The organism is Plectonema cf. radiosum LEGE 06105 (assembly GCF_015207665.1).
GTDB classification, from domain to species: domain Bacteria; phylum Cyanobacteriota; class Cyanobacteriia; order Cyanobacteriales; family Nostocaceae; genus Rivularia; species Rivularia radiosa_A.
On sequence record NZ_JADEWL010000106.1, the window covers coordinates 1 to 25,505 of the forward strand.

20 protein-coding genes are annotated in these 25,505 nt (G+C 36.6%); 10 read left to right on the forward strand and 10 right to left on the reverse strand.

What is annotated here, in order from left to right; all coding sequences use genetic code 11:
- The first annotated feature begins 78 nt into the window (after positions 1 to 78).
- The 4 genes from IQ247_RS23435 (at position 79) to IQ247_RS23450 (ending at position 4,977) form a co-directional block, all read left to right on the forward strand.
- Positions 79 to 1,659, forward strand: a complete 1,581-nt coding sequence (locus IQ247_RS23435) for a polyamine aminopropyltransferase (RefSeq protein ID WP_193923683.1) — start codon at positions 79 to 81, stop codon at positions 1,657 to 1,659.
- A gap of 290 nt (positions 1,660 to 1,949) precedes the next feature.
- Positions 1,950 to 3,167 (forward strand): glutathione S-transferase family protein, encoded by a 1,218-nt coding sequence (locus tag IQ247_RS23440; protein WP_193923684.1) that lies wholly within the window; start codon positions 1,950 to 1,952, stop codon positions 3,165 to 3,167.
- Positions 3,168 to 3,396: 229 nt separating this feature from the next.
- Complete coding sequence (locus IQ247_RS23445; protein ID WP_228059986.1) at positions 3,397 to 3,996, forward strand: DUF4178 domain-containing protein; 600 nt, start codon at positions 3,397 to 3,399, stop codon at positions 3,994 to 3,996.
- A gap of 117 nt (positions 3,997 to 4,113) precedes the next feature.
- Entirely contained in the window at positions 4,114 to 4,977 is an 864-nt protein-coding gene (locus tag IQ247_RS23450; protein ID WP_193923685.1) for a hypothetical protein, read from the forward strand.
- A 167-nt stretch (positions 4,978 to 5,144) separates the two neighbouring features.
- Here IQ247_RS23450 and IQ247_RS23455 read toward each other — a convergent pair whose 3' ends face one another.
- On the reverse strand, positions 5,145 to 5,969 hold the full coding sequence (locus IQ247_RS23455) for a Uma2 family endonuclease (protein ID WP_193923686.1): 825 nt from the start codon (positions 5,967 to 5,969) through the stop codon (positions 5,145 to 5,147).
- A gap of 583 nt (positions 5,970 to 6,552) precedes the next feature.
- Between IQ247_RS23455 and IQ247_RS23460 the strand changes: the two genes are divergently transcribed.
- Positions 6,553 to 9,372 (forward strand): pentapeptide repeat-containing protein, encoded by a 2,820-nt coding sequence (locus tag IQ247_RS23460; RefSeq protein ID WP_193923687.1) that lies wholly within the window; start codon positions 6,553 to 6,555, stop codon positions 9,370 to 9,372.
- Between the two features lie 20 nt (positions 9,373 to 9,392).
- Here IQ247_RS23460 and IQ247_RS23465 read toward each other — a convergent pair whose 3' ends face one another.
- The 3 genes from IQ247_RS23465 to IQ247_RS23475 form a co-directional block, all read right to left on the reverse strand.
- Entirely contained in the window at positions 9,393 to 10,640 is a 1,248-nt protein-coding gene (locus IQ247_RS23465; RefSeq protein WP_193923688.1) for an LptF/LptG family permease, read from the reverse strand.
- A gap of 186 nt (positions 10,641 to 10,826) precedes the next feature.
- Entirely contained in the window at positions 10,827 to 11,102 is a 276-nt protein-coding gene (locus tag IQ247_RS23470) for a hypothetical protein (RefSeq protein WP_193923689.1), read from the reverse strand.
- 100 nt (positions 11,103 to 11,202) lie between these two features.
- Complete coding sequence (locus IQ247_RS23475) at positions 11,203 to 12,015, reverse strand: hypothetical protein (protein WP_193923690.1); 813 nt, start codon at positions 12,013 to 12,015, stop codon at positions 11,203 to 11,205.
- Positions 12,016 to 12,556: 541 nt separating this feature from the next.
- On the opposite strand from IQ247_RS23475, the gene IQ247_RS23480 reads away from it, so the two are divergent.
- Both IQ247_RS23480 and IQ247_RS23485 read left to right on the forward strand, forming a co-directional pair.
- Complete coding sequence (locus tag IQ247_RS23480; protein WP_193923691.1) at positions 12,557 to 13,690, forward strand: hypothetical protein; 1,134 nt, start codon at positions 12,557 to 12,559, stop codon at positions 13,688 to 13,690.
- Positions 13,691 to 13,899: 209 nt separating this feature from the next.
- Positions 13,900 to 14,826, forward strand: a complete 927-nt coding sequence (locus tag IQ247_RS23485; RefSeq protein WP_193923693.1) for a DUF1822 family protein — start codon at positions 13,900 to 13,902, stop codon at positions 14,824 to 14,826.
- 42 nt (positions 14,827 to 14,868) lie between these two features.
- Here the strand turns inward: IQ247_RS23485 and IQ247_RS23490 are convergent, their stop codons facing one another.
- The 3 genes from IQ247_RS23490 to IQ247_RS23500 all read right to left on the reverse strand — a co-directional run bounded on the left by IQ247_RS23490 (position 14,869) and on the right by IQ247_RS23500 (position 18,372).
- Entirely contained in the window at positions 14,869 to 15,654 is a 786-nt protein-coding gene (locus IQ247_RS23490; RefSeq protein WP_193923695.1) for a DUF4058 family protein, read from the reverse strand.
- A 184-nt stretch (positions 15,655 to 15,838) separates the two neighbouring features.
- The gene (locus IQ247_RS23495) at positions 15,839 to 16,870 is read right to left on the reverse strand and encodes a patatin-like phospholipase family protein (protein ID WP_193923697.1); all 1,032 of its coding nucleotides are present in this window, start codon (positions 16,868 to 16,870) and stop codon (positions 15,839 to 15,841) included.
- A gap of 206 nt (positions 16,871 to 17,076) precedes the next feature.
- On the reverse strand, positions 17,077 to 18,372 hold the full coding sequence (locus IQ247_RS23500) for a dihydrolipoamide acetyltransferase family protein (RefSeq protein ID WP_193923699.1): 1,296 nt from the start codon (positions 18,370 to 18,372) through the stop codon (positions 17,077 to 17,079).
- A gap of 445 nt (positions 18,373 to 18,817) precedes the next feature.
- Here IQ247_RS23500 and IQ247_RS23505 point away from each other — a divergent pair, with 445 nt between their 5' ends.
- Positions 18,818 to 19,336, forward strand: coding sequence for a hypothetical protein (locus tag IQ247_RS23505; protein ID WP_193923700.1), 519 nt, complete (start codon positions 18,818 to 18,820; stop codon positions 19,334 to 19,336).
- 268 nt (positions 19,337 to 19,604) lie between these two features.
- Here IQ247_RS23505 and IQ247_RS23510 read toward each other — a convergent pair whose 3' ends face one another.
- Entirely contained in the window at positions 19,605 to 20,054 is a 450-nt protein-coding gene (locus IQ247_RS23510) for a YlqD family protein (protein ID WP_193923701.1), read from the reverse strand.
- A gap of 42 nt (positions 20,055 to 20,096) precedes the next feature.
- Positions 20,097 to 22,082, reverse strand: coding sequence for an AMP-dependent synthetase/ligase (locus IQ247_RS23515; RefSeq protein ID WP_193923702.1), 1,986 nt, complete (start codon positions 22,080 to 22,082; stop codon positions 20,097 to 20,099).
- A 982-nt stretch (positions 22,083 to 23,064) separates the two neighbouring features.
- Here IQ247_RS23515 and IQ247_RS23525 point away from each other — a divergent pair.
- The gene (locus tag IQ247_RS23525; protein ID WP_193923705.1) at positions 23,065 to 24,465 is read left to right on the forward strand and encodes a carotenoid oxygenase family protein; all 1,401 of its coding nucleotides are present in this window, start codon (positions 23,065 to 23,067) and stop codon (positions 24,463 to 24,465) included.
- Positions 24,466 to 24,574: 109 nt separating this feature from the next.
- Here the strand turns inward: IQ247_RS23525 and IQ247_RS23530 are convergent, their stop codons facing one another.
- Positions 24,575 to 24,889 (reverse strand): small RNA NsiR4-regulated ssr1528 family protein, encoded by a 315-nt coding sequence (locus IQ247_RS23530; protein WP_193923706.1) that lies wholly within the window; start codon positions 24,887 to 24,889, stop codon positions 24,575 to 24,577.
- A gap of 167 nt (positions 24,890 to 25,056) precedes the next feature.
- Between IQ247_RS23530 and IQ247_RS23535 the strand changes: the two genes are divergently transcribed.
- Positions 25,057 to 25,437 carry a hypothetical protein gene (locus IQ247_RS23535; protein WP_193923707.1) on the forward strand — a complete coding sequence of 127 codons (381 nt, stop codon included), beginning with the start codon at positions 25,057 to 25,059 and terminating at the stop codon, positions 25,435 to 25,437.
- The last annotated feature ends 68 nt before the right edge of the window (positions 25,438 to 25,505 follow it).

A 25,505-nucleotide genomic window follows, 5' to 3' on the forward strand; every position in this document is an offset into this window, starting at 1 on the left:
GTTAGGAACTCTCATACCTTTAACCTTTAACCTTTGACCTTTAACCTTTAACCTTTAACCTTAGACCTTTTTTAACCAATGGAAGCGAATAATTTTTCTGAATCATTTGAAATTACTGGTAATAAAAGTATTCTTTTAAACTCTACTCAACGTAAATTATTATTAATTGCGGCGGCTGTTTCTTCTGGTTGCGGACTTGCGGTAGAACTGCTTTTAGGAACTTTGGCTAGTTATTTGGTAGGAAATCAAGCTCTGGCTTTTGGTATTGCTATCGGTGGTTTCCTGGCAGCGATGGGTGCTGGTTCTTACTTGAGTCAGTTTATTGCACCGCATCTAAATGGTCGATTACTACAACGGAAATTGTTGTTAGCTTTCGTCGGTGTGGAATTGGCGATCGCTCCTCTAACAGCCTTATTACCTCTGGGATTGTTCGCTTTATTCGTAGTAAATGGTTCGATTTGGTTGGGGTTATTTCTGGTAACTATTTTGCTGGGAATACTTGCGGGTTTGGAGGTGCCAATTTTAACGAGAGTGTTGGAATTGGAAGAAGGTGTGAGGGAAGCTTTAGCTGGTGTGTTAGCACTGGATTATGTCGGAGCGCTTTTCGGTTCCCTGGCTTTTCCGGTTATCTTGCTACCGATGTGCGGAATGTTTCCCACGGCTTTTATTTTGGGCGCATTTCCGGCTTTGATGGTGTTTTTTATTGGACGCAGTTTTCCCCATTTACGACGTTGGGGTTATCTCGGTTTAGTTTTGGGTATATTGCTGTTGACCTTAGCACCCGCTACTATACCCATTAGCAATAATTTAGAAAATAACTTATATTCAGCACCGATCATTAAACGAGTACAATCGAACTACCAAAGAATTGTCTTAACCCGCAAAGGTCAAGATGTTAGACTGTTTCTCAACGGTGATTTGCAACTATCAACCCTCGACGAATACCGCTATCATGAAGGATTAGTACATCCGGCGATGAGTGCAACACCGAACAAGAAAAATGTTTTGGTATTGGGTGCTGGTGACGGAATGGCAATTCGAGAAGTACTCAAATGGAAAGAAGTGGAAAAGGTGGTACTAATTGAACTAGACCCAGAAGTAGTAAAATTAGCAAGTCGTCACCCCCAATTAAGAGTTGTCAACGGTAATTCCTTAGAAGATTCTCGCGTAGAAGTAATCAACGCCGATGCATTCTTAAGCGCACCAGCACTTAAAGATAGCTTCGATGTAATTATTGCAGACTTCCCCGACCCGGATCAAGATATCATTGCCAAACTTTACTCAGAAGGTTTTTATCGACGTTTATTAGGAAGACTTACAGATAAAGGGGTTTTTGTCACACAAGCATCAAGTTCATTTTTTGCCCCTAAAGTTATCGGTTGTATTGCTGCAACACTTTCAGAGGTAGGATTAAAAGTAAATCCCTACACTGTAGAAGTTCCCAGCTTTGGACCCTGGGGATTTGTTTTAGCATCGCGCCATCAATTAAACTTAGATCAACTACAACTTCCCGTAGAAACACGCTTTTTAACAGAACCGATATTACATCATTTATTTGAACTACCCAAAGATGTAGAGTTAGGAAACGTCGAAATAAACCGACTTTCTCATCCCGTAATTGTTAACTATCAATTGCGATCGCGATGGTTGAATTATTAATTAAAAGTTAGGAGTTATCTCAAGTCCGGATGATTAGTTATTATTCCCTAACCCCTACTCCGTTTATTATAAGTGCTTATCCAGACACTGTTTGTATAAATTATTATACATTTTTAAACGCAAAGTGACGCGGAGGTAAGCGCAGAGGAACGCAGAGTTTTTTGCACATACTTTTTATCATTCCAATGTAAGGGTAAAGGATATAACTCGTATCTTTTGTCCTCTGTGTCTAAGTTGACGAATTCTTCAAATGTTATTGTAAAGTCAAGAAAAGCCCTAAGTATTACCCTATGACTACCACACCTCTAAGCTGGGAAGAACTAAAAACCCTCACCGACTATCAAATAGATACCGTCAATGGTCCCACTAACTCTAGAGCTAGGTTACGCTTATTTGGAAAACCTGAATCTGATGTGCGGGTAACGCTGTACCGTGATAATCATGCTTGGTGCCCTTACTGTCAAAAAATTTGGTTATGGTTAGAGGAAAAACAAATCCCCTACCGTATTGAAAAAGTGACCATGTTCTGCTATGGGGAGAAAGAAAGTTGGTACAAACGTAAAGTTCCATCGGGAATGCTGCCTGCAATCGAGTTGGATGGACGAATTATCAAGGAAAGCGACGATATTTTGATCGCTTTGGAAAAAGTTTATGGTCGATTGAATCAAGGAATGGAAGAGCGCACCGTGCTTCCTCTACGTCAATTAGAACGACTTTTATTTAGAGCTTGGTGTGCTTGGTTGTGCTATCCAGCAAGTTCTCCTCGACAAGAACAACGTAACCGAGAACAATTTACAGAAGTAGTAGCTAAGGTTGAGGAGGCTTTAGGTAGTACCCCAGGACCTTACTTTTTATCGGACTTCGGCATCGTCGATGTTATCTTTACACCCTATGTGGAACGGATGAATGCCAGCCTTTACTACTATAAAGGTTATTCGCTGCGCGAGGAAAACCCCCGCTTGAGCGCATGGTTTGACGCGATGGAAACCCGACCGACTTACCGGGGTACCCAGAGCGACTTTCACACCCACGTACATGATTTACCGCCCCAAATGGGGGGCTGTTGGGAAAACGGTGAACCTCAGATGCTTATTAATAAAGTACGGGTGGATAACGGTTCTTGGTTCGGGCTACCAGATGTGACTTATCCAGAACCGGAAAATTCCCCCATGGAAGCTCTGCAAAGAGTTATCGAACACCGCATTAATATTATCCGAGTCAACCCCTTAGATGATAAATTGTTTGATCAAGCTTTGCGTTGTGCTTTAACCCACATGATGACTGGTAAAGATTGCGTACCTCCACAGGGTTCTGATATTGCTTTACGATATTTGCGCGATCGCATTAATGTACCGCGAGATATGTCCATTTACGCAGCCAAGCGATTGCGGGAATCCCTGGAAAAAACCGCAGCCCTCGTTGGTGATGGACAGCCAGAACCCATTCCCACTAGGCATCGACGAGATCAAGATCCGTCTAACTTTGCCAGAAACTTCGTTAAACAATGAATTACTCCCTTCCCGGCAGAAGATTATTAAGTAAAAAACCGCAGAGACGCAGAGAACGCAGAGGAAAGAGGTAAAAAGAGATGAACCGCACCCTCCGGGTGAAAGTGTAGAGACGTTACACTGTAACGTCTCAAAATCTAAATTCATACCCGGATTCTGCAACGCTGGAGTAGAGTTAAGAATTATTTATTTCCTTTTCTCCCTCCCACTAAACAATTAAACAAAAAATATGATGATTACACTACTAATTTGGTTGGGAATTATTGCAGTAGTCGCTGGTGGAGCTTATTTACTAGTGCTTCAACAGCGAGGTGCATTATCGGGTAGTAAACCGAAAGAATTACCGTCACTTAAACGTAATATATTTAACTTGCAAATTGGCGATATTGTCCAATATATGGGTATTGATTGGGTCGTAGAAGGAAAGCTTACCTATACAGTTGATGAATACACCTGGTTTGAATATATGTTGCAGGATGATAATCAAATTCGCTGGTTGAGTGTAGATGAAGATGACACTGTAGAAGTTGCATTGCTCGAATCTACTAATCAGTTAGATGTCAGCCAAACACCACCACCACAACAGTTAAATTTTGCTTCGGATCATTATAAATGCGTTGACTCTGGGGTAGCAACTATGACTCGTGTTGGGACTGTACAAAGACGTACCGATCAAACTTGTAAATACTTTGATTACGAAGGTTCCGGGGATAAAGTGCTTTCGATTGAAATTTGGCATGGGGAAACAGAAGTTACTGTAGGACACCGGATAAATCCTCGGTCTTTGACTATTTTACCGGGGGATGGAAATCGGGTTTATGGGATTTGAATCAAAACTAAAAAAATTACGAGCTAATTTGAGGAATATACATATTTAACGTTGTATAAAAAACTGTTTGCAGTTAAAGTTTAAAGTCTACAACGTTTAAATAATGTGAGTAATATTATGAAAAAGCCAATCTTCACAACTGCATTGTTAATTATTTCTTTATTAACAATTGGTTGTAATCAAAATGAAACAGCTAATACTGATAGTAATAATCAAGTTCAAACTGACAATTCGGAAGTAGCTTCAGTAAATAAAGAACCCATCGATAATTCCTCTTCAAATAGTAATAATCAAGATTCTACTATCAACGAAAAACCTCCCGTTGAGACTGGTAGCACAGCTGCAAAAACACCAGTCAATAACACTAGCAAAACTCCAAAATCAGGAGAAGGACAGCCAAAAGTTGGGACTATAAAAGATATCGTTCAAGGTGATTTAAAATGCTATGTAACTTTAACAGATGAACAAGGTAAAGAGCAAAATATTGGTGCTAGTTTTGAAATTTGCGCTCAAGACAAACAATTTTTAAATCAAAAAGTTAATCTGAGTTATGACATATTAGAGTTCAATGACTGTGAAAGTAACGAACCTTGTGGAAAGACCAAAAAAGAATCTGCAATTGTCAAAATGGATGTTATTGGTAGCTCCAAAAATTCGCAAAAATCTTCTGGTGATGCTTTAACTCTGAGCAACGGTGAATGGACTATCAAACTGAGTAATTACGATTCTTGGAATGGTACTAATGGTACAGGGAATGTTAATTATAACGGGTGTGATTCCAAAAATAACTGTATTCAATTAACAGGTGGTAAAGTATTTTGTCGAGATGGTAAGTGTGTCACTGGTTGGCAAAATGGAGAATATGCTTACGCTATAGAAAGTGTGATTACTGAAGATAATAATAGTAATCAAGCATCAACTTTAATAGTTCGCCAAGGGGATAAAGTTATTCTGAGAGCAGAAGGATTGAAGCGGGTTTAATTTTTATTAATTAAGGCTTGCTGAAAATGGTCAATTATTGATTTTTCTATACAGTAAAGAATTTTGAGATGAGAAGTCAGGTTTTTATCTTAAAAACCCGACTTCTATAACGTTTATTTTGTGCAAAGGACTTTTACAGCAAACCCTAATTATCTTTTGAGGTTTTATTAATAATCCTCTACCTCTTCCACTGACAAACTAAGTGCTTGAGCAATCTGTTCCACATTTAACCCCATTTTTCGCAATTGTGCTACAGCATTTAATCTTGCTTGTCGTTCGGAATCAGCACGTTGTCGCTCGGAATCAGCACGTTGTTGCTCGGAATCAGCCCGTTGTTTTTCTGCTTCTTCTGGTAATAAAACTAAATTACCATCTGAGTCGTAAAACCTCAGCCAAACAGCATTATCATCTTCTACAATGCCATTCCAGGTTCCCACCCACAACCCTAAACTTTGACACCATAACCATCCCTGTGGATTTGGCTCAATAGGTTGATAGCCGTTATCGCTATTTAGGTGCCATCCTTGTAACGAGTTAACTTTAAATGGATGGAAAACGAAATAATCTTTAGTTTTAAAAACTCGTTCATAAAGTTGTTTTTTCTCACCCAAATCCTGGCTTTCGGTGGAGTCGGAAAGTAACTCAACAATCATATCCGGGTAACGTCCGTTTTCTTCCCAGACAACCCAACCCAAACGTGTCGGGTTTGATGGTACATCTAATGCAACAAAAAAATCTGGTCCTTTAAAATCTCTGTTTCTGGCTTGTTTACTACTGTAATAAACAAACATATTACCGCCGATGAAAAAATTGGTACGTTCTACCCAATAGTGTTTGAGCGAACGAATTAATAAATTCATCGCGACGCGGTGACGATTACTTTCCAAGGGTTCTCCGTCATCAAAAATTAAATCCGTCGGTGGCATTGGAGGTTGCCAATCCAACGATTCGTCTGTTGGGTTAGAGTATACTTCGGTGGTTTCTACTGACATTAAGTCCTTGTCGTGTTTTTAGTGGGACTTTATTTCTGATTTTATTATAAAAGGATTATCCACTATCGGATATTGGTAAAAAAATTCAGTTGTAATTAGAGCATTTCAATAACCGAGTTTTTTTTAATCATCTGTTTTTTTATTACAAAGTTTAGTCAACTGACATCTTGCACAGAGCCGCATAATTAATTAGGCAATTCAAAAAAAATGTCAAAATATTACCAACATAAAAATGTAATACTTTAGTCCGTTTTAATGGACTTCTGCTATCAGACTGGGACTTGCAGTCCCAGGCGGCTAAGAACGAAGTCAAACAATCAGTAATTATTTTGACGATAAGTTTTTATGGTGCAAGATATGAATCAACTTCATTAGTATATTTATTTATTAATAAGCAGAATTTATAGGAAAACAAGAGATAAAGTCTCGCTTGGGGGACTTGACAAAAAAAAAATTCGTGTGCGAAAGATAGGAAAGATATTAGAAATAAACTATTTGTAAACTTACTGTAAAGTAAAAAGACTGACATAATTTATGTCAGTCTTTGACATTTCTATTAATAAAGACAGTTAATGGTAGTACAATGCAAGATTTAACTATGCCTTTTGAATACCATAATCATTCCTTAAACTTGTCAAATCAAAATCTCCAAAGTTATTCCTTCAAGGGTCAAAATCTTTCGGATGCCAACTTTTCGGGTTCTGATATCCGAGGTGCTGATTTTACCGGGGCTATTCTCACTAATGCAAATTTCAGTAATGCGAAAGCAGGATTAAGGAAGTATTGGTTAATTGTATCGTTTCTTTTTTCATTACTATCAGGATTTTTAGCTGGTGCTATTGCCGTTGTCATTTCTGCTTCGTTATGCAGTAGTAATTCCGATGACTTAATTGCTAGTGCGATCGCTCTAACTGGATGTATAGCCTTTTTAATTGTTTCCCTGAAAGAAGGATTTGCCAATGCCTTTACTAAGATTCTGGGAATCCTCGCATTTATTGGTACTTTGGCTGGAATTATTTCTGTTGCTTTCAGTCAAAAAGTACTTGGCAATATTGCTATTTCTACTGCAAATAATCTTGTTCTAAATGTTTCTGTTGTTGTTGTTATTACTATTTTTCTAGTGTTCACGATTGCTAATACTAATAGTAATGCAGTAATTAGCTCTCTAATTATTTCAGTTATAACCACAATTTGTATTCCTTTATTATCTACCGGAATTGCTGCCATTATTGCTCAAAATGGCTGGTTTGCAATTACTATTACTACGGGAATTGCTGTTTTAATAATGCTTTTATGCGCTGATATTAGCAGACGCACTTTAGCAGGTGACGAGAATCATACTTTTATTAGAAAAATTGTACTTGCGACTGTAACTATTGGTGGTACAAGTTTTCGAGGAGCTAATTTAACAGGGGTAAATTTCACTGGCGCTATCTTAAGAAATACTGATTTTACAAAAGCTAATTTGACTCACACTATTTGGTACCAGAGCAAAAAATTAGAGCTTGCTAGATTAGATAAAACAATATTAGATAATCTTGCGGTTCGAGATTTATTAGTTAATAAAAATTACCAGAATAAGTCTTACGAAAATGCTTGTCTTGAAGCAGCTTATTTAGTTGATTTTGACCTTAGAAATGTAGACTTTAAAAATGCTAATCTTATTGAAGCAAACTTAACAGGAGCTAACCTTACTAAAGCTGACTTTACAGATGCAAAATTGACTCAAGCAAATTTACAAGGTGCTAATTTAAAAGAGTCAATCCTTACCAAAGCTCAAGCTTTAGGAACAGATTTTACACAAGCTTATTTTACTGGTGCTTGTGGTTTAGGTACTTGGAATATTGATAGTACTACCAAACTTGATAAAGTAAATTGTCGTTTTATTTATTTAGAAGAAAATAGTCAACGTCGTCCTCAAAGTGGTGAATTTGCATCGGGAGAATTTACTAAACTATTTCAAGTTGCTATAAACACCGTTGATTTAATTTTTCGTAACGGTTTAGATTTAAAAGCTTTAACTGCAACTCTTAAAGATGTGCAAGCTCAAAATCAAAATATCTCATTAAAAATCCAGAGCATTGAAAGTAAAGGTGATGGATTTGTTGTTGTAAAAGTCGATGTTCCAGAAGAAGCAGATAAAGCTAAAATTCATCAAGAATTGCAACAAAGTTATCAACAACAACTTAAAATCATAGAAGCTGGATATCAAGCAAAATTGCAAGGAAAAGAAGACCAAATTGAAATCTTTCGCCAAAAAAGTAGTGAAATGGCAGAGATTGCTAAACTATTAGCTAAGAAAGATTCTCCAGCATTTTCAAATCAAGTACAAGCAGGTAAATTGGTTGTCCTCACTATCGGTGAAGGTGATTTTACAAATGGCTTTCCTGTTACAACTTTAATTAGGACAAATGAGCATCCACTTCCCATGATTTTTACAAGTAAACTACCACCAGAATCAAATATTCCCCAATTGTATCAGCAATGGCAGCAACTTTATCGCTCTCAAAATTGGTTTGGACGCATTGATTTTGAAGAGGAATCAGTTACTAATTTTTCTGAACATGAATTAGATAATTATGCTTGTAAGTTGGAAGAATCTCTGAATAATTGGCTTAACTCTCAATCATTCAGCTTAATTGAAAAAGAATTACGTTCAAGGCTTATACAAACTGAAGAAGTAGCAGTAATCATTCAAACTAAAAATATTCAATTGCAACGTTTACCTTGGCATTTGTGGAGTTTTTTTGAGCATTACCAACAAGCTGAAGTTGCTTTATCGCTGACTGGTAACAGAAAAGAAAAAATAGCACCTCCGAGAAATCAAATTAGAATTTTAACAATTTTAGGTAATAGTAGTGGAATTGATGTAGAAGCCGACAGGGAAACATTAGAAAAACTACCAGGAAGCGAAACATTTTTTCTGGTAGAACCAACTTTGCAACAATTACATCAACAGCTTTGGGATGCTCCCGGTTGGGATATCCTTTGTTATTCAGGACATAGTTGCAGTCATGCAGATGGAAGTACGGGAACCGTGTTACTTAATCAAACCAAATTACTGACCATTAAAGAACTAAAATATGGCTTAACACAAGCAATAGAGTACGGTTTGCAACTAGCCATTTTCAACTCCTGTGATGGTTTAGGTTTAGCACGACAGTTGGCAGATTTGCATATTCCCCAAATGATAGTCATGCGAGAACCTGTACCAGATAAAGTGGCACAGGAATTTTTGAAATATTTTCTGAGTGCTTTTTCTAGTGGTAAATCCTTGTATTCTTCGGTGCGAGAAGCACGAAAGAGATTGGAAGGATTGCAAGAGGAGTTTCCCTATGCAACTTGGCTACCAGTGATTTTTCAAAATAGCGCGGAGGTGGGGATGAGTTGGGGGAAGTGGTAATAGCAATTTCATCAACAAATTTATCTTTGAAAAAATTTTAAGATTGTTCTCTGTTTTGTGTTCCCTGTTTTTCGTTTTGACTTTTTAGTGATTACAAATGATTGATTGTTATACATTAATATGAATATTGCTATAGTAATTGCCACAACATTCGGAATCCACATTCCCCAACTTATAGGAATAACTTGTGATAAACAAAAATAGTTCACTAAAAAATTGAGAGTATAGTAAATCAAGATAACTGTTACTACTAAAATAAATCTTCTACTGATCGAATTAGCCTTTGATTGTCTGTTAATACCAGCCGAACAGCCTAAAAGAGCAAAAATAAAACAAGAACAAGGGTTTGTATATCTTCTAAATATAGCAATTTTGAGTTTAAGCATAGCTTTAATATCTTCCATATTTTTGATTATGGTCAATTTTTTATATAATTCCCAAATATGCATTTCTCGATGGTCGCGATTTAAATTAATATAATCCCAAAGATTTTTAGAAATATTATTGATAAATAGAATTTTAAAGTAAATTCTTTCACCAAAATTACCATTACTAGTTAGTAAATTTCTTTCTCCATCATTTAATTTCCATTTTTGATGATTTTTATCCCATTCAGCCGAATTTGAGTTAATAATTTCCGTTAATTTATGATTACTGTAGTTAAGAATTATAATATCTAACAACTTACCTTCTTTGAAGCTTTCAGCAAACAAAATAAATTTTAAGTTCTGTTGTTTTTTTGATGTCTCTAATTCAGCACTGTATTCCTTATAGATAATATTCCTTTTGTGATATTTATCTAAAATATTTCTATCCACATTCATTTCTTTTTCAAAAACCATAGCGGCTTTATAATTAGCAGAAGGAACAATTAGTTCATTCAGTGAAAACATCATAGTCGAAGCTAAAATTCCTATTACGAAAGCAGGGAAAGCTAATCTATATAAACTAACACCAAAACTTTGTAAAGCAATTATCTCGCTGTTTCGAGACAATCGAGTATAGGTAAAAAGAGTGGAAAATAAAATAGCGTATGGTAAAGCGATAGCAATAAAGCTTGGTAATTTAAGATAATGGATATAAATTGATATCGCTACAGATAATTCCCACTCGGTAATATATCTTATTTGTTCAAAAGAAATTCCAATCAATTCCGCAACAATCGAACAAATGACAAGGCTGAAAATAAAACTAGGCAAAATATTTTTAATCAGATAAGCATCTAATATCGAATATTTCAATGCAATCGACTTTATTAGTTTTTGCATACTTGCAAAAAAACATCATTGGCAATGAGAAATATTTTGGGACAGACAATTATCGCAGTTTTCATTTGGGTGCAAAATTTTACCTCACCCCGCCCTCCGGGCACCCCTCTCCTTGTTAAGGAGAGGGGAAGGGGGTGAGGTTTTAGTGTATTGAACTCAACTGAAATTTACTATATTTATAAGTACTTATCTATTAATAACAAGTTCATTACCATCACAACTGTAAATACTAGGATCTGTAGTGAAATTTGGGTCAAAACCGGAACATTCATATTCTGTACCATCATCTTTTCCTGTAACTTTTACAAAACCTTTTTCTACTGTTACATTCTTTCTAGAATCGTTTTCTTCTTCAAACTTAGAAACTCCACCACTACAAGATGTCGTTAACAGACAAATAAAGAATAGAAAGCATAGTCCAAATACTGTTTTATATTCAGCTTTTGTAATTTCTATAGTCATCACAATTATTACTTTCTAGATTAATTAATCAAAATTAATCAATTTAAAACGACAAATCTGATTAAATTTGTCGTTTAAAACTAATCGATTCTATTTCTTATTAGCTCAAATCAAAATAATAACTACCTGTTTGTCCTGGCTCTACACTTTCTACAGATACAGTATAGTTAATACCTGGTTCTACGGTAAAATGTAATGTTATTTGATTGTAAGTTTCTCCTCCAAGGGTTATTGTCTCAGGTTCATTTTGAAAAGCTACATCAATTACTTGATTATTATTATTTTTGTCTAAGAGAAACAAAACTGGGTTTAATGAACTTTCTGAGATGACAGATACCGAATATTCATCTCCTACTTCTACAAAGTCATCAAAATCACCTTCCTTGAGAGCAAATTCATCTATTTGGTCGTAATAATATCTTCCACCGCTAAAATTATAGGATGAATCTTCGTCTTTATCTATTTCACCTTTATAGAGTGGTATTGTTTCGGCAGTCACTTCATAAGAATTACTAAAAAAAGGATCTGTAGATTCAACCTCTACAAAATAATTTTGTCCTAAATCTAGTAAATTATCCTCTAAACTTTGAGAAACATCAAAAACTTCTAATGTGCCATCAGTTAAAGTATCTTCTGCAATTATTTCATTGTCTTCAAATATTCCATTGTTATTACTATCAACTCCAAATGAAACTATTACTGGGGCACTTGATTTCACAGATATATTTCTGTCATAACCAGTAGGCTGAACCTTATTTAACTGTCTCCCAAAACTATTAGCCTGATCAATAAGTTCATCAGCAGTTGGCAGAGTAAATAGATATGTATCTTCTGGATTGAAACTATCTAATGTACCTATTTCTTCAACAGAATCTGTCTTACCTAAGTTTGTTGGATTGTTGCTATCACTCATGACTAAAAATCTCCAAATTAATACAAAAATAAACGATTAAAGAAAGATTTATAAATTTGGCATTTCTGCCTAATTTCGGAAAAATCAAACTTTGAACTGTCCATAAATTTGACAATAATTCAGTTATAGAACTGTGTACTAATTGCCAATATTATTGTCTTCTCTGGATTGACAACGAGATTGAATATTTGAATCGTCGCATTCCTGTGGATCAGGTGGATTTCCGGAATTACCATCGCAAGATATCAAAAACAAACATAAAAAAGAGAAAAAAAGCGAACCACAAATTTTGACAAACTTTGACTTATTCATATTTTGTGCAATCAGCTAAATACAGTTTCATCGTTGTCGCTGGTGAAATTAGTTTCACTCAAATACTTTTTAGCTAGAGAGTAAGCATTAAAGCTTACCTTCTACCCAGAAATCAATCCAAAATTCTGACTTTTATACAAAAACATAAATATTAATTTTTATTACAAATTATATAAAAACGGGAACATTAAAAATATTTATCAGTAGAGACTCATAATAAAGATGCATCATGGATGAGAAACTACAGCAACTTGTAATCCAAATTCAAAACTCCCCGCCTCAAACTAAAGAACGTCAAACAGCAATAATCGCGATAGTTGACAAAATACTCCGTTCGTGTATTCTTCTTTTCCGTTACTCACAAAATACATCTCTTAATGGTGTTTATCTTGATATTTATCAAGCATTACAGCAGTATTTACACCAAGATATTTCCCAAAATATTGATGAATACCAATTACAAAATCTCCCTGTAGCAGCATGGGTGAATGAAGTGCGATCGCGTAGTTTTCAAAAAGTTATTAACGAAGTATATTTACAACAATTAGCATTAGAAGTACAAAAGTATCAGCAATTAACTCCACAATGGCAATACGCATTTCAGGTATTAACTAATGCGATTTTGCTATCCGATAAGTTATTGCATAAACCTGATATTGATCGCGATGTCTATGAAGAGGCTAAAAATGAACTTTGGATTTGGCTTCATCAAAATATAAATACATATAATGCCAATAAAGGTAAATTTACAGCTTGGTTGAATTTTCGCTTTGATATGATATTGCGAACTTCTCATGTTGCCAAAAATGACCCTTTTATTCAGAAATTAAACGGTAAAATTATTAGAAATAAATATCAGCTAACTAATATAATCAAAAATATTAGTCAAAAAGATTTGATTTCATGGTTAACTTTCCAAATTAAACAATTAGTACCCTATGTTTTAGGTGCAAAAATACTTTTTTTATTAACAGTTATCTTTTTCTTATCACAATCGATAATAAAAAAGCCTGTGATTATAAACTCTCTTTTATTTGAAATAGCTAAACAATCTTTACCAACCGCCGCAAAATTAGCTAACCTAGATGATGAAATAGAAAATATTCCACAAATAGAAGTAGAAAAATCTCTCTTGGAACAACTCCGAGAATATTTAGAAACTAACCCCAATCAACTTTTACAAAAACATATGAGAGGACATCCCGAAGTAACATTTCAAGTCATAGCACTAAAACGTTTAGAAGGAATTGGTTGGAAAGAATTATCCGAAACTTTCAATATTGGAATACCCGCTCTCAGTAATTTTTTTCAACGTCACTTACAAAAAATTGCACCAAAAATTAGAAAATATATTCAAGAATAAATTCAATACTACTCGGTTAAGGGAAATTGTAGGTTGGGTTGAGCGACAGCGAAACCCAACAAAAGAGGGATAAATGTTGGGTTGTGCCTTCGGCACACCTACGGTGAACGTTCCTCAATCCAACCTACACATTTTTGGATTTTTAGGCTTAACCGAGCAGTATTGAGAATAAATTTAATCACACTTAAATAATAAAAATAGGCAGCAACATGATGATTAATCAAATACAAAAACCATTTACCTCTACAGTTTCTCTCACCTCAAAAGCGCATCAATTAGCCGAACAATTTTGTAGCTATCATTCTAATTTACAAAAATCAGAACAAGTTTATTTCAATACTCTAGCAATATACGCTGTTAATCATTACTTACAATGCATGGGTTTTACAACTGATTGGAAAGCAAGTAGTAGCTACGATATTATAATTCAAAGTTTCCTAGATATTGCCGATTTAGAAGTAATAAATCATGGAAAATTAGAGTGCAGATTTGTTTTACCAGATGCTGAATTTGTTTACATTCCTCAAGAAGTTTGGACAGCACGAATTGGTTATATTGTCGTGCAACTTGATGAATCTTTAGAAACAGCAACCCTATTGGGATTTGCTCAAAGAGTAGCAACAGAAAAATTACCGCTTAATCAATTGCGTACATTAGCAGAATTTCCTCAATATTTACAGCAAGTTACTCCACCAATTAATTTAAGTGAATGGTTTGAGGATATTTTACAGCAGGGTTGGCAAACTTTAGAATCACTGTTAACTAATGAATCAGTAGGAGATTTTAATCTCAGTTTTAAAGATAGTTCTTGTTTACAAGGAGAAGAAATTATCAAAGCTGTAAAACGCATTGAACTTGATAATCAATCTGTATTAATGTTAGTAGCATTAAAACCAGAAGAAGATGAGCAAATAAGTATTCGCTTACGAATTTATCCAGATTCAGAAGAAAACAGTCTTCCTGAAAATATTAAATTAGCAATATTATCTGATACCGGAAAAACTTTAAAAGAAGTGACTTCTCGCAGCATTGATAATTTTATTCAACTGCCAATTTTTCGGTGTAATTCTCAAGAAAGCTTTCAAATTCAATTGTCTCTGAATAATATTTGTTTTACAGAAAGTTTTTTTGTTTAATTTTTTGTTTTTTTGGGGATAAATAATTTTAAATTATTCTATTCAACGCAACCCTTTCTCTTTCAACAAAGCATCAGCCCAAATTTTATCTTCCGATTGCAGTGGTGGTACGGATTCAATACTATAATCTATTGCTAAATCAAATCCTGCTTGTTCGTAAATCTGTGCTAACAAACTTTGTAAATCTATTAAAGGTTCGTTATCTCCAGATTTTAGGGGAAGCAAAAAGCACGGAATTTCTTGTTGAAGATTAAATCCGAAAACTTCTGCTAAAGGACGACGATTTCCACGCGCAACTAAGATACGATAATCTGTCTGAGGAATTTCGCTCAAAATTTGCATCGGTTTTCCAGCCCGAAGTAAGTCAATTTCGACTAAATGTGTGGGAGTGCTTAATACTTCTTTACGCTTTTCTTCATAAGCATCTCTTCCTTTCCCGGTACGTTTATTAGTAGGAGAAAGAACTTCAAGAGTTGTTACTACATATCCAGTTGCTACTTCTCTAATTTCTAGATAAGCTTCTTTCTTATATACGGGTACCGGGAGTTTTACTGTCACCGACTTTCCTTGAACGGGTAAAGTTGCCGTTGTTGTTTTATTCTGAGTAGCAGCCTTTTTTTGAGTTGTTACAGCTACATCAGGAATTCCAATTAAAACCGAATCTTCAACATCACCTAAATATGTTCGTTTTTCGATAGCTACTCGATACTTAGGACGAATTGATGGAGCAATCGCGATCGCAATAGCTGTAATCAACCGATGATGGACTTCTGACCATAATTCAGGATTTTCTAAATACGGGTTCATTCCCGGAAATGGAGAATTCATCTTTGGACACCTTGGATGACTATAATTTCAATTTTAGATTAATTCCAAAAAAGATTCGGCTCTCCTATTCGGGTCTTAAATCTGAATTACTATGTATATTGTATATTATTTATAACTTTAATTGATTTTAATAAAGTTTATTTGATTAGACTGGGACTTACAGCCCCAGACAACTGTATAAAAACTAAGCTAAAAGTTGCTCACATAATTTATCAAGTTCCCTACTTTGTTCTTGAATAATTGTATGTGCAACTTTCTCCAATAATGCGATATTTTCTTCAGTCGTATTATCCAAATCATCGTTTGCTTCAGTTAATTCTTTTTGAAAGCGATAATACTGTTTGTTGCTATTCTGAGCTTCGGGTAATAATTGTTTTAATTGATAATTCGCGACTTCACTTGCACCATCAAGGAAAATATTAATTAATGGCTGTATCCATTGTAGTTTCCCCCAATTAACCGCTTGTTCATAAGGGAATCTTCGAGTTAAAGAACCAGTACCCAGAGAAGTAACTAAAATATCTTCTAAACTGATGTTTTCCCCATTGTTTTGAGTATAGATAATCGCTTCCACAATTGCTAAGGCTGTCGGATTATTAGCAAAAACCGCACCATCAACTAATGCATAAAAATCATCTTTATCGCAACCGCGCATTGCGAGCTGATAAGGTTGAAAAAAAGTTGGAGCGGCAGTTGTTGCCATTGCTGCTTCTATCATTTTGTAATCATTACAAAGTTTACGGAAATTAGTTCCTGTATGTCTTTGAAATGTAGAATTATTGATGAAAAATACAGGTAATCTTATCTGTATATCATAGCTAGTTATAAAAATATTAGTCAGTGCATCTTTCAGAAAAACATCTTGAAAGTATTTTTCGGCAATTCTTTCTCTACCTTCAGAAGGATACTTTGGTCTTAACAAATCATCAACATCTGTTAAGCTTTCTAAAAATGGCTCGTGAAAGATATTTTTTCCATCTACTCGGTACATATTGATAATATCTTCCATAGAATACCGAGCTTCAGTTTTATCCTCAGAATTTGGCATAGTCAAAATCATTGCTAAGAAACCTCCAGTTGAAGTTCCAGCGATTAAATCAAACAATTGCCAAATCCGTTTTTGCGTCCGTTGTTCAATTTCCTTGAGTATGATTGACGGAATAATACCGCGAATACCGCCACCATCAATTGATAATACTTTGTATTTAAAAGACATAACTTTCCCTTGTTTGCTTTAATCTCCCAGTATCCTACAACTTTGAAGCTAATAATTCCTGACCACGGATTAAAAAGGATTACACTGATTACACGGATTTAATTCCCAATTTCCCATTACCAATTACCTATTACCCATTACCAATAAAAAAACTTGGAGTTAAAAACCCCAAGTCAAAAAGATTACTATTGCATCATTATTATCTACTACATCGTCAAAGATTGAGAATTGGTTTCAATCAACTGCGCTAAATCTTGTAAGAATGCTGCTGCATGAGCGCCGTAAATCACTCTATGGTCACAAGTAATGTTTACTTTCATTTGTTGACGTATACCCATCATACCGTCAGGGGTGGCTACTACGGTCGGACGAGATGCGGCGATCGCCAATATTGAACCTTGTCCAGGTGGTAATATCGCATCGAATGTATCTACACCAAACATACCCAAGTTGGATATGGTAAAGGTGCCACTGTTGTATTCGTGGGGCTGTAACTGTTTTGTGCGAGCGCGTTCTACTAAGGATTTCCAGTTACGGGATAAGCTGTAAATATCTTGTTGATCAGCATTTTGCAATACAGGTGTAATTAATCCTCCATCATCCATTGCTACCGCTACGGCAATATTTATATTGGCAGGATGTACCATTCCCTGTTCTGAATAGTTGGTATTCAATAATGGGTGTTTTTGTAATGTCATCGCTACAGCTTTAGCTAGCAGCGCTGTCATTGTCACACCTTTAGATTTTATTTGTTTGTAAAGTTTATTTAATTCATCGCTGGCAATTGTGTAACCTACATGGAAGGTAGGTACGGATAAGCTATGCAGCATAGTCCGCACTACAGCATTTTGTAAAGTAGTCAAAGGTACTGTTTGTCCCGGTGTTACTGCTACCGGCATTGGTGCAGGTGTCGCCGCAGGGGTGACTGTAGGAGCGCTGGGGGCGGGTGTAACTACTGGTTGAGGTGTAGATTTACCAGCAGCATTTTCCACGTCTTCAGCAATTATACGACCGTGAGGACCGCTACCAGAAATACCGCTTAAATCAATTTTAAATTCTTTTGCTAACTTACGAGCGCGGGGAGAAGCAATTGTTCTACCGCTGCGGGGGCTGGAACCATTTTGAGCCGTACCATTTGCTCCAACGCTTACAGCCGTTGGTTGCACTGCTGTTTGTCCAGGGGCTGTAGCCGCAACTTCGACTTTTGCTGGTGCTGCACCTTGAGATTTGGCTTTAGCTACTGCCATTTCAATTTCGGCTTCGGTTTCTGCGAGGAAAGCGATCGCAGAACCCACTGGAGCGCTTTCTCCAGCTTCTACTAAAATATGAGCCATGTATCCTTCGTAAAAGGATTCCACATCCATATCCGCTTTATCCGATTCAACGATTACCACCGTTTCGCCCTTTTCAACCTTGTCACCGGCTGCTTTTTCCCAGGATACTATTTTACCTTCAGTCATCGTGGAACTCAGCGCTGGCATAAATATTTCGTGAATACTCATAAGGAATATAGTGAATTAGTAATTTACGGACTTTAATAGTTTTTGACAGATTGCATTGTATCGCGATGGCGATCGCAACAAACTATCTTAAAACCACATTTATCAGCTAATCTGTATTTTTGCGTACTCAGTTCATCAGTTGATGTCGTTTCTATAAAAAAATTTTGGCTTAGCTTGCTGCGGGTATGAATTTAGATTTTGAGACGTTACAGTGTAACGTCTCTACACAGGTTTGGGTTATCCATAAAATTTCATGTTCCCTACCCCCTACTCCCTACTAAGAGTTCCCTACTCCCTAGATAATATTACTTAATTATTTTTCCACAAATTTTTGAACAAATTTTGCGGAAACTCCACTTTAGGTATGAAGTTATAAACCATGTCTCGATTTAAAATTCAAGATGGATAAATAAAAACAAACCGTTTAAGATTCCCTTTAAATTTTATGTCGGCAAAGTTCAAGATTTTCGTGGTATTAACGCTCTCGCTGTTTGCGAGTGCTGTTGTTGCTGGAGTTTACATAATTAAACGATGGCATTTTAGTGAAGTTTCTACTACCGAAGAGCAACAGCAAATTAGAGCAAAAGAAATTTCAACTCAAAATATTGTCACAAATCCTTACAGAGCTAAATATAAGTCAATACCATTAACTCGTTTAAAATCCGTACTCAAAGGTACAGATCCAGCGACTCTTGCTGTTAACGCTTTTGATCCAAATTACTCGAAGCAATTAACTCGTCAAGTAGAAGTGTCTTATCCACAACCCAATCTAGCAATGGTAACGATAACCCAAACTAATTTTGCTTCTTCTAAACCCAAACCAATTAAATATCGAGTTGAACTTACAAGTTTTGGACGTTCACTGTTTGTCAGTTCACCTCCTTTGTGGCGCATTGTTTGGGCTGGTTCTTACGAGCAATGTTTTGCGAATGGAACAACTTTCTCAAACTCAAATTGTCGGTAGAAAGTCAATTAATCTGAATCTGTTTTGTATATTGGTGTGAATTATATTCCTGGGTTAAGATTGCTTGAAAATGGAATATAGAGAGTGTGTGAGGAGCAATAAAATTTGACTGCTTTGCCATAGCAGCAGCATTTTTACTAGTCAAAATATCCTATAAATTAAATTTAGATGCAGTATTGTGACCACATCTAAAATTTTCATCGATTTTTAGCTAATAAAAACTCTAAATTCTGAATTCATCATGGTGAATTCAGAATTATTATTTTGTCTAAATATCGCCGCGAATTTCTTCGATAACACCGTCCCGCAGCACAATTTCAACCTGCATTTTACTAATTAAGTTATCACCTTTTTCTGCTCGGAAAAAGCCTTCTAACTGAAATTGGTTAACTTCTTGATTCAATTCAAGCATTTGTACCTGTTGCAGGTTTTGCAAGCTTTGGTTTTTTTGTTCTAGCATTTCGCTTTTTTTCTCATTTACCTGACCTTGAATATTCTCGATTTGTTGTAGAGTCTGAGGCCCGGGAGGTTGTAAACCTTGCTTTTGGATTTCAGTAATTGCTCGCTGTCCTTGGACATCGATTTGTTGTAGCTGCTGGTCAACTTGATTAATTTGAGTTTGTAGTTGCTGCGTTACTTCCTCTTTCCATAGAGGTGTGACAATGGCTTTAACGTTAATAACGCGCTTTAGCAGCAATTGAGGATTGGAGATGTCCATAAAAATGTCTTTTTTTCCTTTTTTAGTTCAATACATGGTGGATTAGCTAGCGTTATACATCCGCTCGATTGTATCGTGATAGCTTTCCATCACAACGTGTCGTCGGACTTTAAGAGTTCGTGTCATCATGCCATTTTCCATAGAAAACGGTTCTAGAACCAACTTAAATGGTCCAATACGGTCATCCGGACGATATCCCGGACGATTTCGCACTTCTCGAATCAACTCTTGCCGAAACAAATCCTGGATCATTTTACTCTCAAGGTTGATTTTTTGGCTGGTGGATGTCGTAACATTGTCTTCTTTAACACATAATTCCAATTTTTGAGTTTCTGCCCATTTTTCTAATGCTTCCAAATTCGGGACAATCAAAGCTCCGAGACTTTTTTTATCTTGTCCCACAAGCATTATTTGGTCGATAAATGGCGATCGCAAACAAGCATCTTCGATAGGAAGCGGTTCAATGTTTTCTCCGTTGGTTAAGACGATGGTGTCTTTTGCTCGTCCGGTTAAAACTATATCCTGACGGGGTGTTAACCAGCCCAAATCACCGCTATTAAACCAACCTTCCGCATCAATGGCTGTTTGTGTCGCTTCGGGATTTTTATAATAACCTTGCATGATTTGGGGTCCTTTGAGCAATACTAAACCTTTTTCCCCCGTTGGTAATTCTTTACGAGTTTCTAAATCAACAATTTTTGCTTGGGTACCCGGTATCGGTAATCCCGCAGAACCGCGTAAATTACTCCAATGACGACGAGCATGAGTAACTGGAGAAGTTTCGGTTAAACCATAACCAACAACGATGGATACACCAACTATCTCGTAGAAATCATCTATATGTTTTGCTAATGCACCACCACCACTAATTAATTGTTTGACTCTTCCTCCGGTAGCTTCTCTCACTTTGCTGTAAACGATTTTCTCAGCCAAAGCTTGTAGAGGTGAAAGAACTGTTGCTTGAATGTTAGCAGTAATTCGTTCTCCCATCCCAGGATTAAGATTTTCTAAATCCAATTGTTGAGCAATTCGCCGTGCTTTAATATATTTGTTACTAATACCTAAAAACCGATTAATTAAAGCTTGCTTGGATGCTGGTTGTTCGCGAAACTGCTTTTGTACTCCTTCATAAATCGATTCCCAAATACGCGGTACCCCAATCATGTAATGGGGTTTAAATTGTTTCAAATCATTTTTGATCGAGCGCAAATTTGTATAAACTTGGGTGCAACCTTGAGAAAGCAAAAAATACTCGCCAGTACGTTCAAATACGTGCCAGGTAGGCAGAATACTCAAAACTACATCTCCTAGTTCCGGTTGAACTATGGTACGTAAACTTGTTACTTGATGCATCAAATTTCCGTGGGAAAGCATTACACCTTTGGGCTTTCCTGAAGTCCCGGAAGTGTAAAGTAAAGTTGCTAAAGCATCACGGTTTTGCTTAACTGGTTCTAAATTATGTTTTGCACCAATTTCCATCAACTGCTGGTAGTTTAATACTTTGAGACCCTCATCTGTCGGTGCTGTTTCTTCTGTTAATAAAATTGCTAGTTTAATTGGTAAATTATCCAAGCGGGGACGCAATTTCTCAAAGGTTTGTAAATCTTGGGCTACTAACACCGTACTATCACTATTTGCCAAGATATACGCCAATTCTTCCGTATCTGCTTGAGAACTGCGTACAGCATTTACAGCCCCAGCAGTCATTATACCTTGGTCGGCGATTAACCAGCGAGGATTATTATCAGCAATCAACGAAATCCGTTGTTCTGGTTTGACTTCCAACGCTTGTAAACCGGCAGCAAATTGTTGAATTTGCTGATGAAGCTCGGTATAAGTTATTATCTCCTCCCTTGGTCGAGCGTGGGGATTGTGCAGTGCGACTGTATCACCAAAGCGACTGGCGATTATTCCCCAAATTTCCGGTAAAGACTCGACATTTGAGTAATCGAACCGACTTTTCAAAGATTCCCGGTCTTGTTCTGCAAGCTTAGAAAGTAAACTATTTGTACCCTTAGTTTTAGACATCACACGCAAATTTTACAGTCAATAATTTGTACTTCCAGCATATTCCTTCATTTACTAAAAATAGACAACTTGTTATATATACAAGAGATAAAACTCTTTCGATCTCAATTAAGACTTACACTGCATAAACCCGGTTTCCATACAAAATCGTTGTTTTTACAACCAGATATCGAGGAATAAACCGGGTTTCTGGCTTCACCTGGGTAATTTCTGTTAATATAGATTAAGTCTTAGTGCAAATGTAAAATTATATTGATAAAAATTTAGTTATATAAACCCACATATACATACTGAATATTAATTTGATTTTTCCATGTCAGATATAAGACTGAGATAATTTAATTAACAAGAGCTAACAAGCAATAAATAGATTTAAATATAAATATAAATATAAATTTAAACTTAAACTTAAACTTAAACTTAAAAGTCGTTTATGGAAACCAAAAGAAACTTAAAAGTTGATACTGATTTAATTATCCCGATTTTGCTTCACAATAGAATATGAGGATTTTTTTCGCAAAAGGAGACCTGAAGATGAGTTTAACTAATATTGTATTACTCACCCTCGTCAATACTGTTACTTGCCTTGTCTTACCCAAGACAATATCTTCAGTATTAAGTGTGAAAAGCAAACCGAAAAATGTTTCTGAAACAACCAGCATCGCTTTAAAAAAGCAAGCTAAAACTACTTAAAACCCACGCGAGTGTGTCCTAATGTATCTCGTAGTCTAAGAGGGTGTTTATTAATTCGGCAAAAATCGCGATTTGTCATGCTGTAGCTTGCTTCTCCGGAGGGGTACGTAGCAATAGCGTAGTGAAGCATCTCTCAATTATGCCGCAAAACCTAGATTCTTTGTTCCTCAGAATGACAGAATTTTATTTATAAACACGCTCTAAGTTCTTTAAAAGAGGACTAAAAAAATCAGACCTTTGACTTTTGACTTTTGACCTTTAACATCCAGACCTTTAACAATTAACAATAATGATAACATCAGCAGTAAATCCTTTTCTCGATGGTAATTTTGCCCCAGTACGTGAAGAAATCACCGCTGACGACTTAAAAATAATCGGTGAATTACCACGGGATTTATCCGGGATGTTCGTAAGGAATGGTCCGAATCCCCAATGGAATCCCAAAGGACAGTATCATTGGTTTGATGGGGATGGAATGTTACACGGAGTGCGGATTTTTGACGGTAAAGCCAGTTATCGTAACCGTTACGTGCGGACGAAAGGATGGCAAATCGAACATGAAGCGGGTAAAGCCCTATGGAGTGGGTTATTAGAACCACCACAAATGGATAACCCCCACGGCAGCGGATATAAAAACGTTGCCAATACCGCCTTGGTATGGCACGCAGGTCAATTTTTAGCGCTTTGGGAGGGAGGTGCGCCTCATGCTATTAAGCTTCCAGAGTTAGATACTATTGGTGAATATACTTACAACGACAAGTTACAATCAGCCTTTACCGCACATCCCAAAGTAGACCCGATAACGGGTGAAATGATGTTTTTCGGCTATTCATTTGCTCCACCATACTTACATTACAGTATAGTTTCACCCCAAGGTGAACTACTGAAAACAGTACCCATTGAATTACCGATGGGAGTGATGATGCATGATTTCGCCATCACCGCCAACTATACAATATTTATGGATTTGCCGATGACCTTCAATCCCACGCGGATGCAGAAAGGCGAACCTGGCATGATGTTTGAAAAAGATAGAGCCAGCCGTTTTGGGATTGTGCCTCGCCACGGCGATAATAATGATATTCGCTGGTTTGAAACTCCTGCTTGTTTTGTATGGCATACCCTCAACGCTTACGAACAAGGAGATGAGGTAGTACTTATCGCTTGTCGGGTGAATTCTGTAAATATTTTTGCCACAGAGGACATTGAAAGCGATGGGGAAGATAATATTTCTAGACTACACCGTTGGCGGTTTAACTTAAAAGATGGTAGCGTGCGCGAAGAAAGGCTTGATGATATCGCTTCAGAATTTCCCCGTGTTAACGATAACTTTTTAGGACAACCAACGCGCTACGGTTATGCTGGCAAAATGGGACAAGGTTCGATGCCTTTGTTTGATGGTGTAATTAAGTATGACCTCAACAGCGGTAAATCCCAAAGCCATGAATTTGGTAAAGGGCGTTATGGTGGTGAAGCTGTATTTGTACCTCGTGCTAGTGGAAGTGGAGAAGATGAAGGTTGGGTAATGACTTTCGTGTATGATTCTGACGAGGATACATCTGAATTAGTAATTGTTGACGCTCAAGATATGACATCCCAACCAATTGCACGAATATTAATTCCCCAACGAGTACCTTACGGTTTCCACGGTGATTGGGTTAGCGAAGAGAAATTGCACAAGTCTAGATAATATCTCTGAGCCATTTATCACTGGGTTACACAAACAAAGCCCACGGAGGTGGGCTAATCTCTTTTATAGTCCGTGCAGACGGACTTTGTTTACTTGTGTAGCCGCGATTTCAATCGCCAACTTTTACTCCGTAATAAAAAGCGATTTCTTTTTCCTTCAAAGGCGCAAAATCGGCTGCTTCCAGCATTTGATTAAGTTCAGTTTGTGAAATATGTTTAGCCCCAATTCTAACAATACGAGACCTCATAGTATTTTTTACACCACTACGCTGTCTATCACCTTCCAACCCCATAACTTTATTATATAAATCCAATTTTTCGGGTTCAATAGGAGAACCATCTAAATCAATTCCCTTAGCAATTGCTTCGTCAACAGCATCAGCACCTTTTGTTGACGAATTCACTTGGTTAGCTTCAACAGTCATGGCAAATTGTGATTATTTACGTAAATAAATTTTACCAGTTAGCGGTACCGCTACTAGCCTTAAACCTTAACATTAACATTTAGATGCCGTAATTTTTCGTATGCACTTGTCAGGAATCGGGCTTATAGTTTAATCTCAAAGCAATGCTATAGCAATATGGTGAAGCTATGTCAGAGCATCCTATTCCCGAACAAAAAAACCGTAGATTAGAAAGGGCTTTAAGCAATACAATTGTCGATATATATTTCGGCACTTCTGAAAGCTGGCTGCGAGCTATTCTGCGGATGTGCATCTTCTCATTAGGCTACCTAGATTCCGAGCCGGTGTTTATTGTTGAATGTCCCAACCAAGCTGTAGCAAAACGGTTAAGCCGCAAAACTTATCCTTTTAGAGACATAGTATATTGCTTTACCGATAACCTACAAGCCAGCGAGCGCACTTTATTTTGCTATCAAGAATTAAAAAATGGTTCGTGGCAATGCTTCGACACCAACAGCAATTCTTGGAAAAACTGGAACAGTCTATATATCCCCCAACGCTTGACTTGACAAGATTGGAATGGGGAATGGGTAATTGGTAATTGGTAATTGGGAATGGGTAATTGGAAGTTATGAGT

Coding starts and splice junctions, on each gene's coding strand:
- IQ247_RS23435 (WP_193923683.1), top strand. CDS start 79: ATGGAAGCGAATAATTTTTCTGAATCATTTGAAATTACTGGTAATAAA.
- IQ247_RS23440 (WP_193923684.1), top strand. CDS start 1,950: ATGACTACCACACCTCTAAGCTGGGAAGAACTAAAAACCCTCACCGAC.
- IQ247_RS23445 (WP_228059986.1), top strand. CDS start 3,397: ATGATGATTACACTACTAATTTGGTTGGGAATTATTGCAGTAGTCGCT.
- IQ247_RS23450 (WP_193923685.1), top strand. CDS start 4,114: ATGAAAAAGCCAATCTTCACAACTGCATTGTTAATTATTTCTTTATTA.
- IQ247_RS23455 (WP_193923686.1), bottom strand. CDS start 5,969: ATGTCAGTAGAAACCACCGAAGTATACTCTAACCCAACAGACGAATCG.
- IQ247_RS23460 (WP_193923687.1), top strand. CDS start 6,553: ATGCAAGATTTAACTATGCCTTTTGAATACCATAATCATTCCTTAAAC.
- IQ247_RS23465 (WP_193923688.1), bottom strand. CDS start 10,640: ATGCAAAAACTAATAAAGTCGATTGCATTGAAATATTCGATATTAGAT.
- IQ247_RS23470 (WP_193923689.1), bottom strand. CDS start 11,102: ATGACTATAGAAATTACAAAAGCTGAATATAAAACAGTATTTGGACTA.
- IQ247_RS23475 (WP_193923690.1), bottom strand. CDS start 12,015: ATGAGTGATAGCAACAATCCAACAAACTTAGGTAAGACAGATTCTGTT.
- IQ247_RS23480 (WP_193923691.1), top strand. CDS start 12,557: ATGGATGAGAAACTACAGCAACTTGTAATCCAAATTCAAAACTCCCCG.
- IQ247_RS23485 (WP_193923693.1), top strand. CDS start 13,900: ATGATGATTAATCAAATACAAAAACCATTTACCTCTACAGTTTCTCTC.
- IQ247_RS23490 (WP_193923695.1), bottom strand. CDS start 15,654: ATGAATTCTCCATTTCCGGGAATGAACCCGTATTTAGAAAATCCTGAA.
- IQ247_RS23495 (WP_193923697.1), bottom strand. CDS start 16,870: ATGTCTTTTAAATACAAAGTATTATCAATTGATGGTGGCGGTATTCGC.
- IQ247_RS23500 (WP_193923699.1), bottom strand. CDS start 18,372: ATGAGTATTCACGAAATATTTATGCCAGCGCTGAGTTCCACGATGACT.
- IQ247_RS23505 (WP_193923700.1), top strand. CDS start 18,818: ATGTCGGCAAAGTTCAAGATTTTCGTGGTATTAACGCTCTCGCTGTTT.
- IQ247_RS23510 (WP_193923701.1), bottom strand. CDS start 20,054: ATGGACATCTCCAATCCTCAATTGCTGCTAAAGCGCGTTATTAACGTT.
- IQ247_RS23515 (WP_193923702.1), bottom strand. CDS start 22,082: ATGTCTAAAACTAAGGGTACAAATAGTTTACTTTCTAAGCTTGCAGAA.
- IQ247_RS23525 (WP_193923705.1), top strand. CDS start 23,065: ATGATAACATCAGCAGTAAATCCTTTTCTCGATGGTAATTTTGCCCCA.
- IQ247_RS23530 (WP_193923706.1), bottom strand. CDS start 24,889: ATGACTGTTGAAGCTAACCAAGTGAATTCGTCAACAAAAGGTGCTGAT.
- IQ247_RS23535 (WP_193923707.1), top strand. CDS start 25,057: ATGTCAGAGCATCCTATTCCCGAACAAAAAAACCGTAGATTAGAAAGG.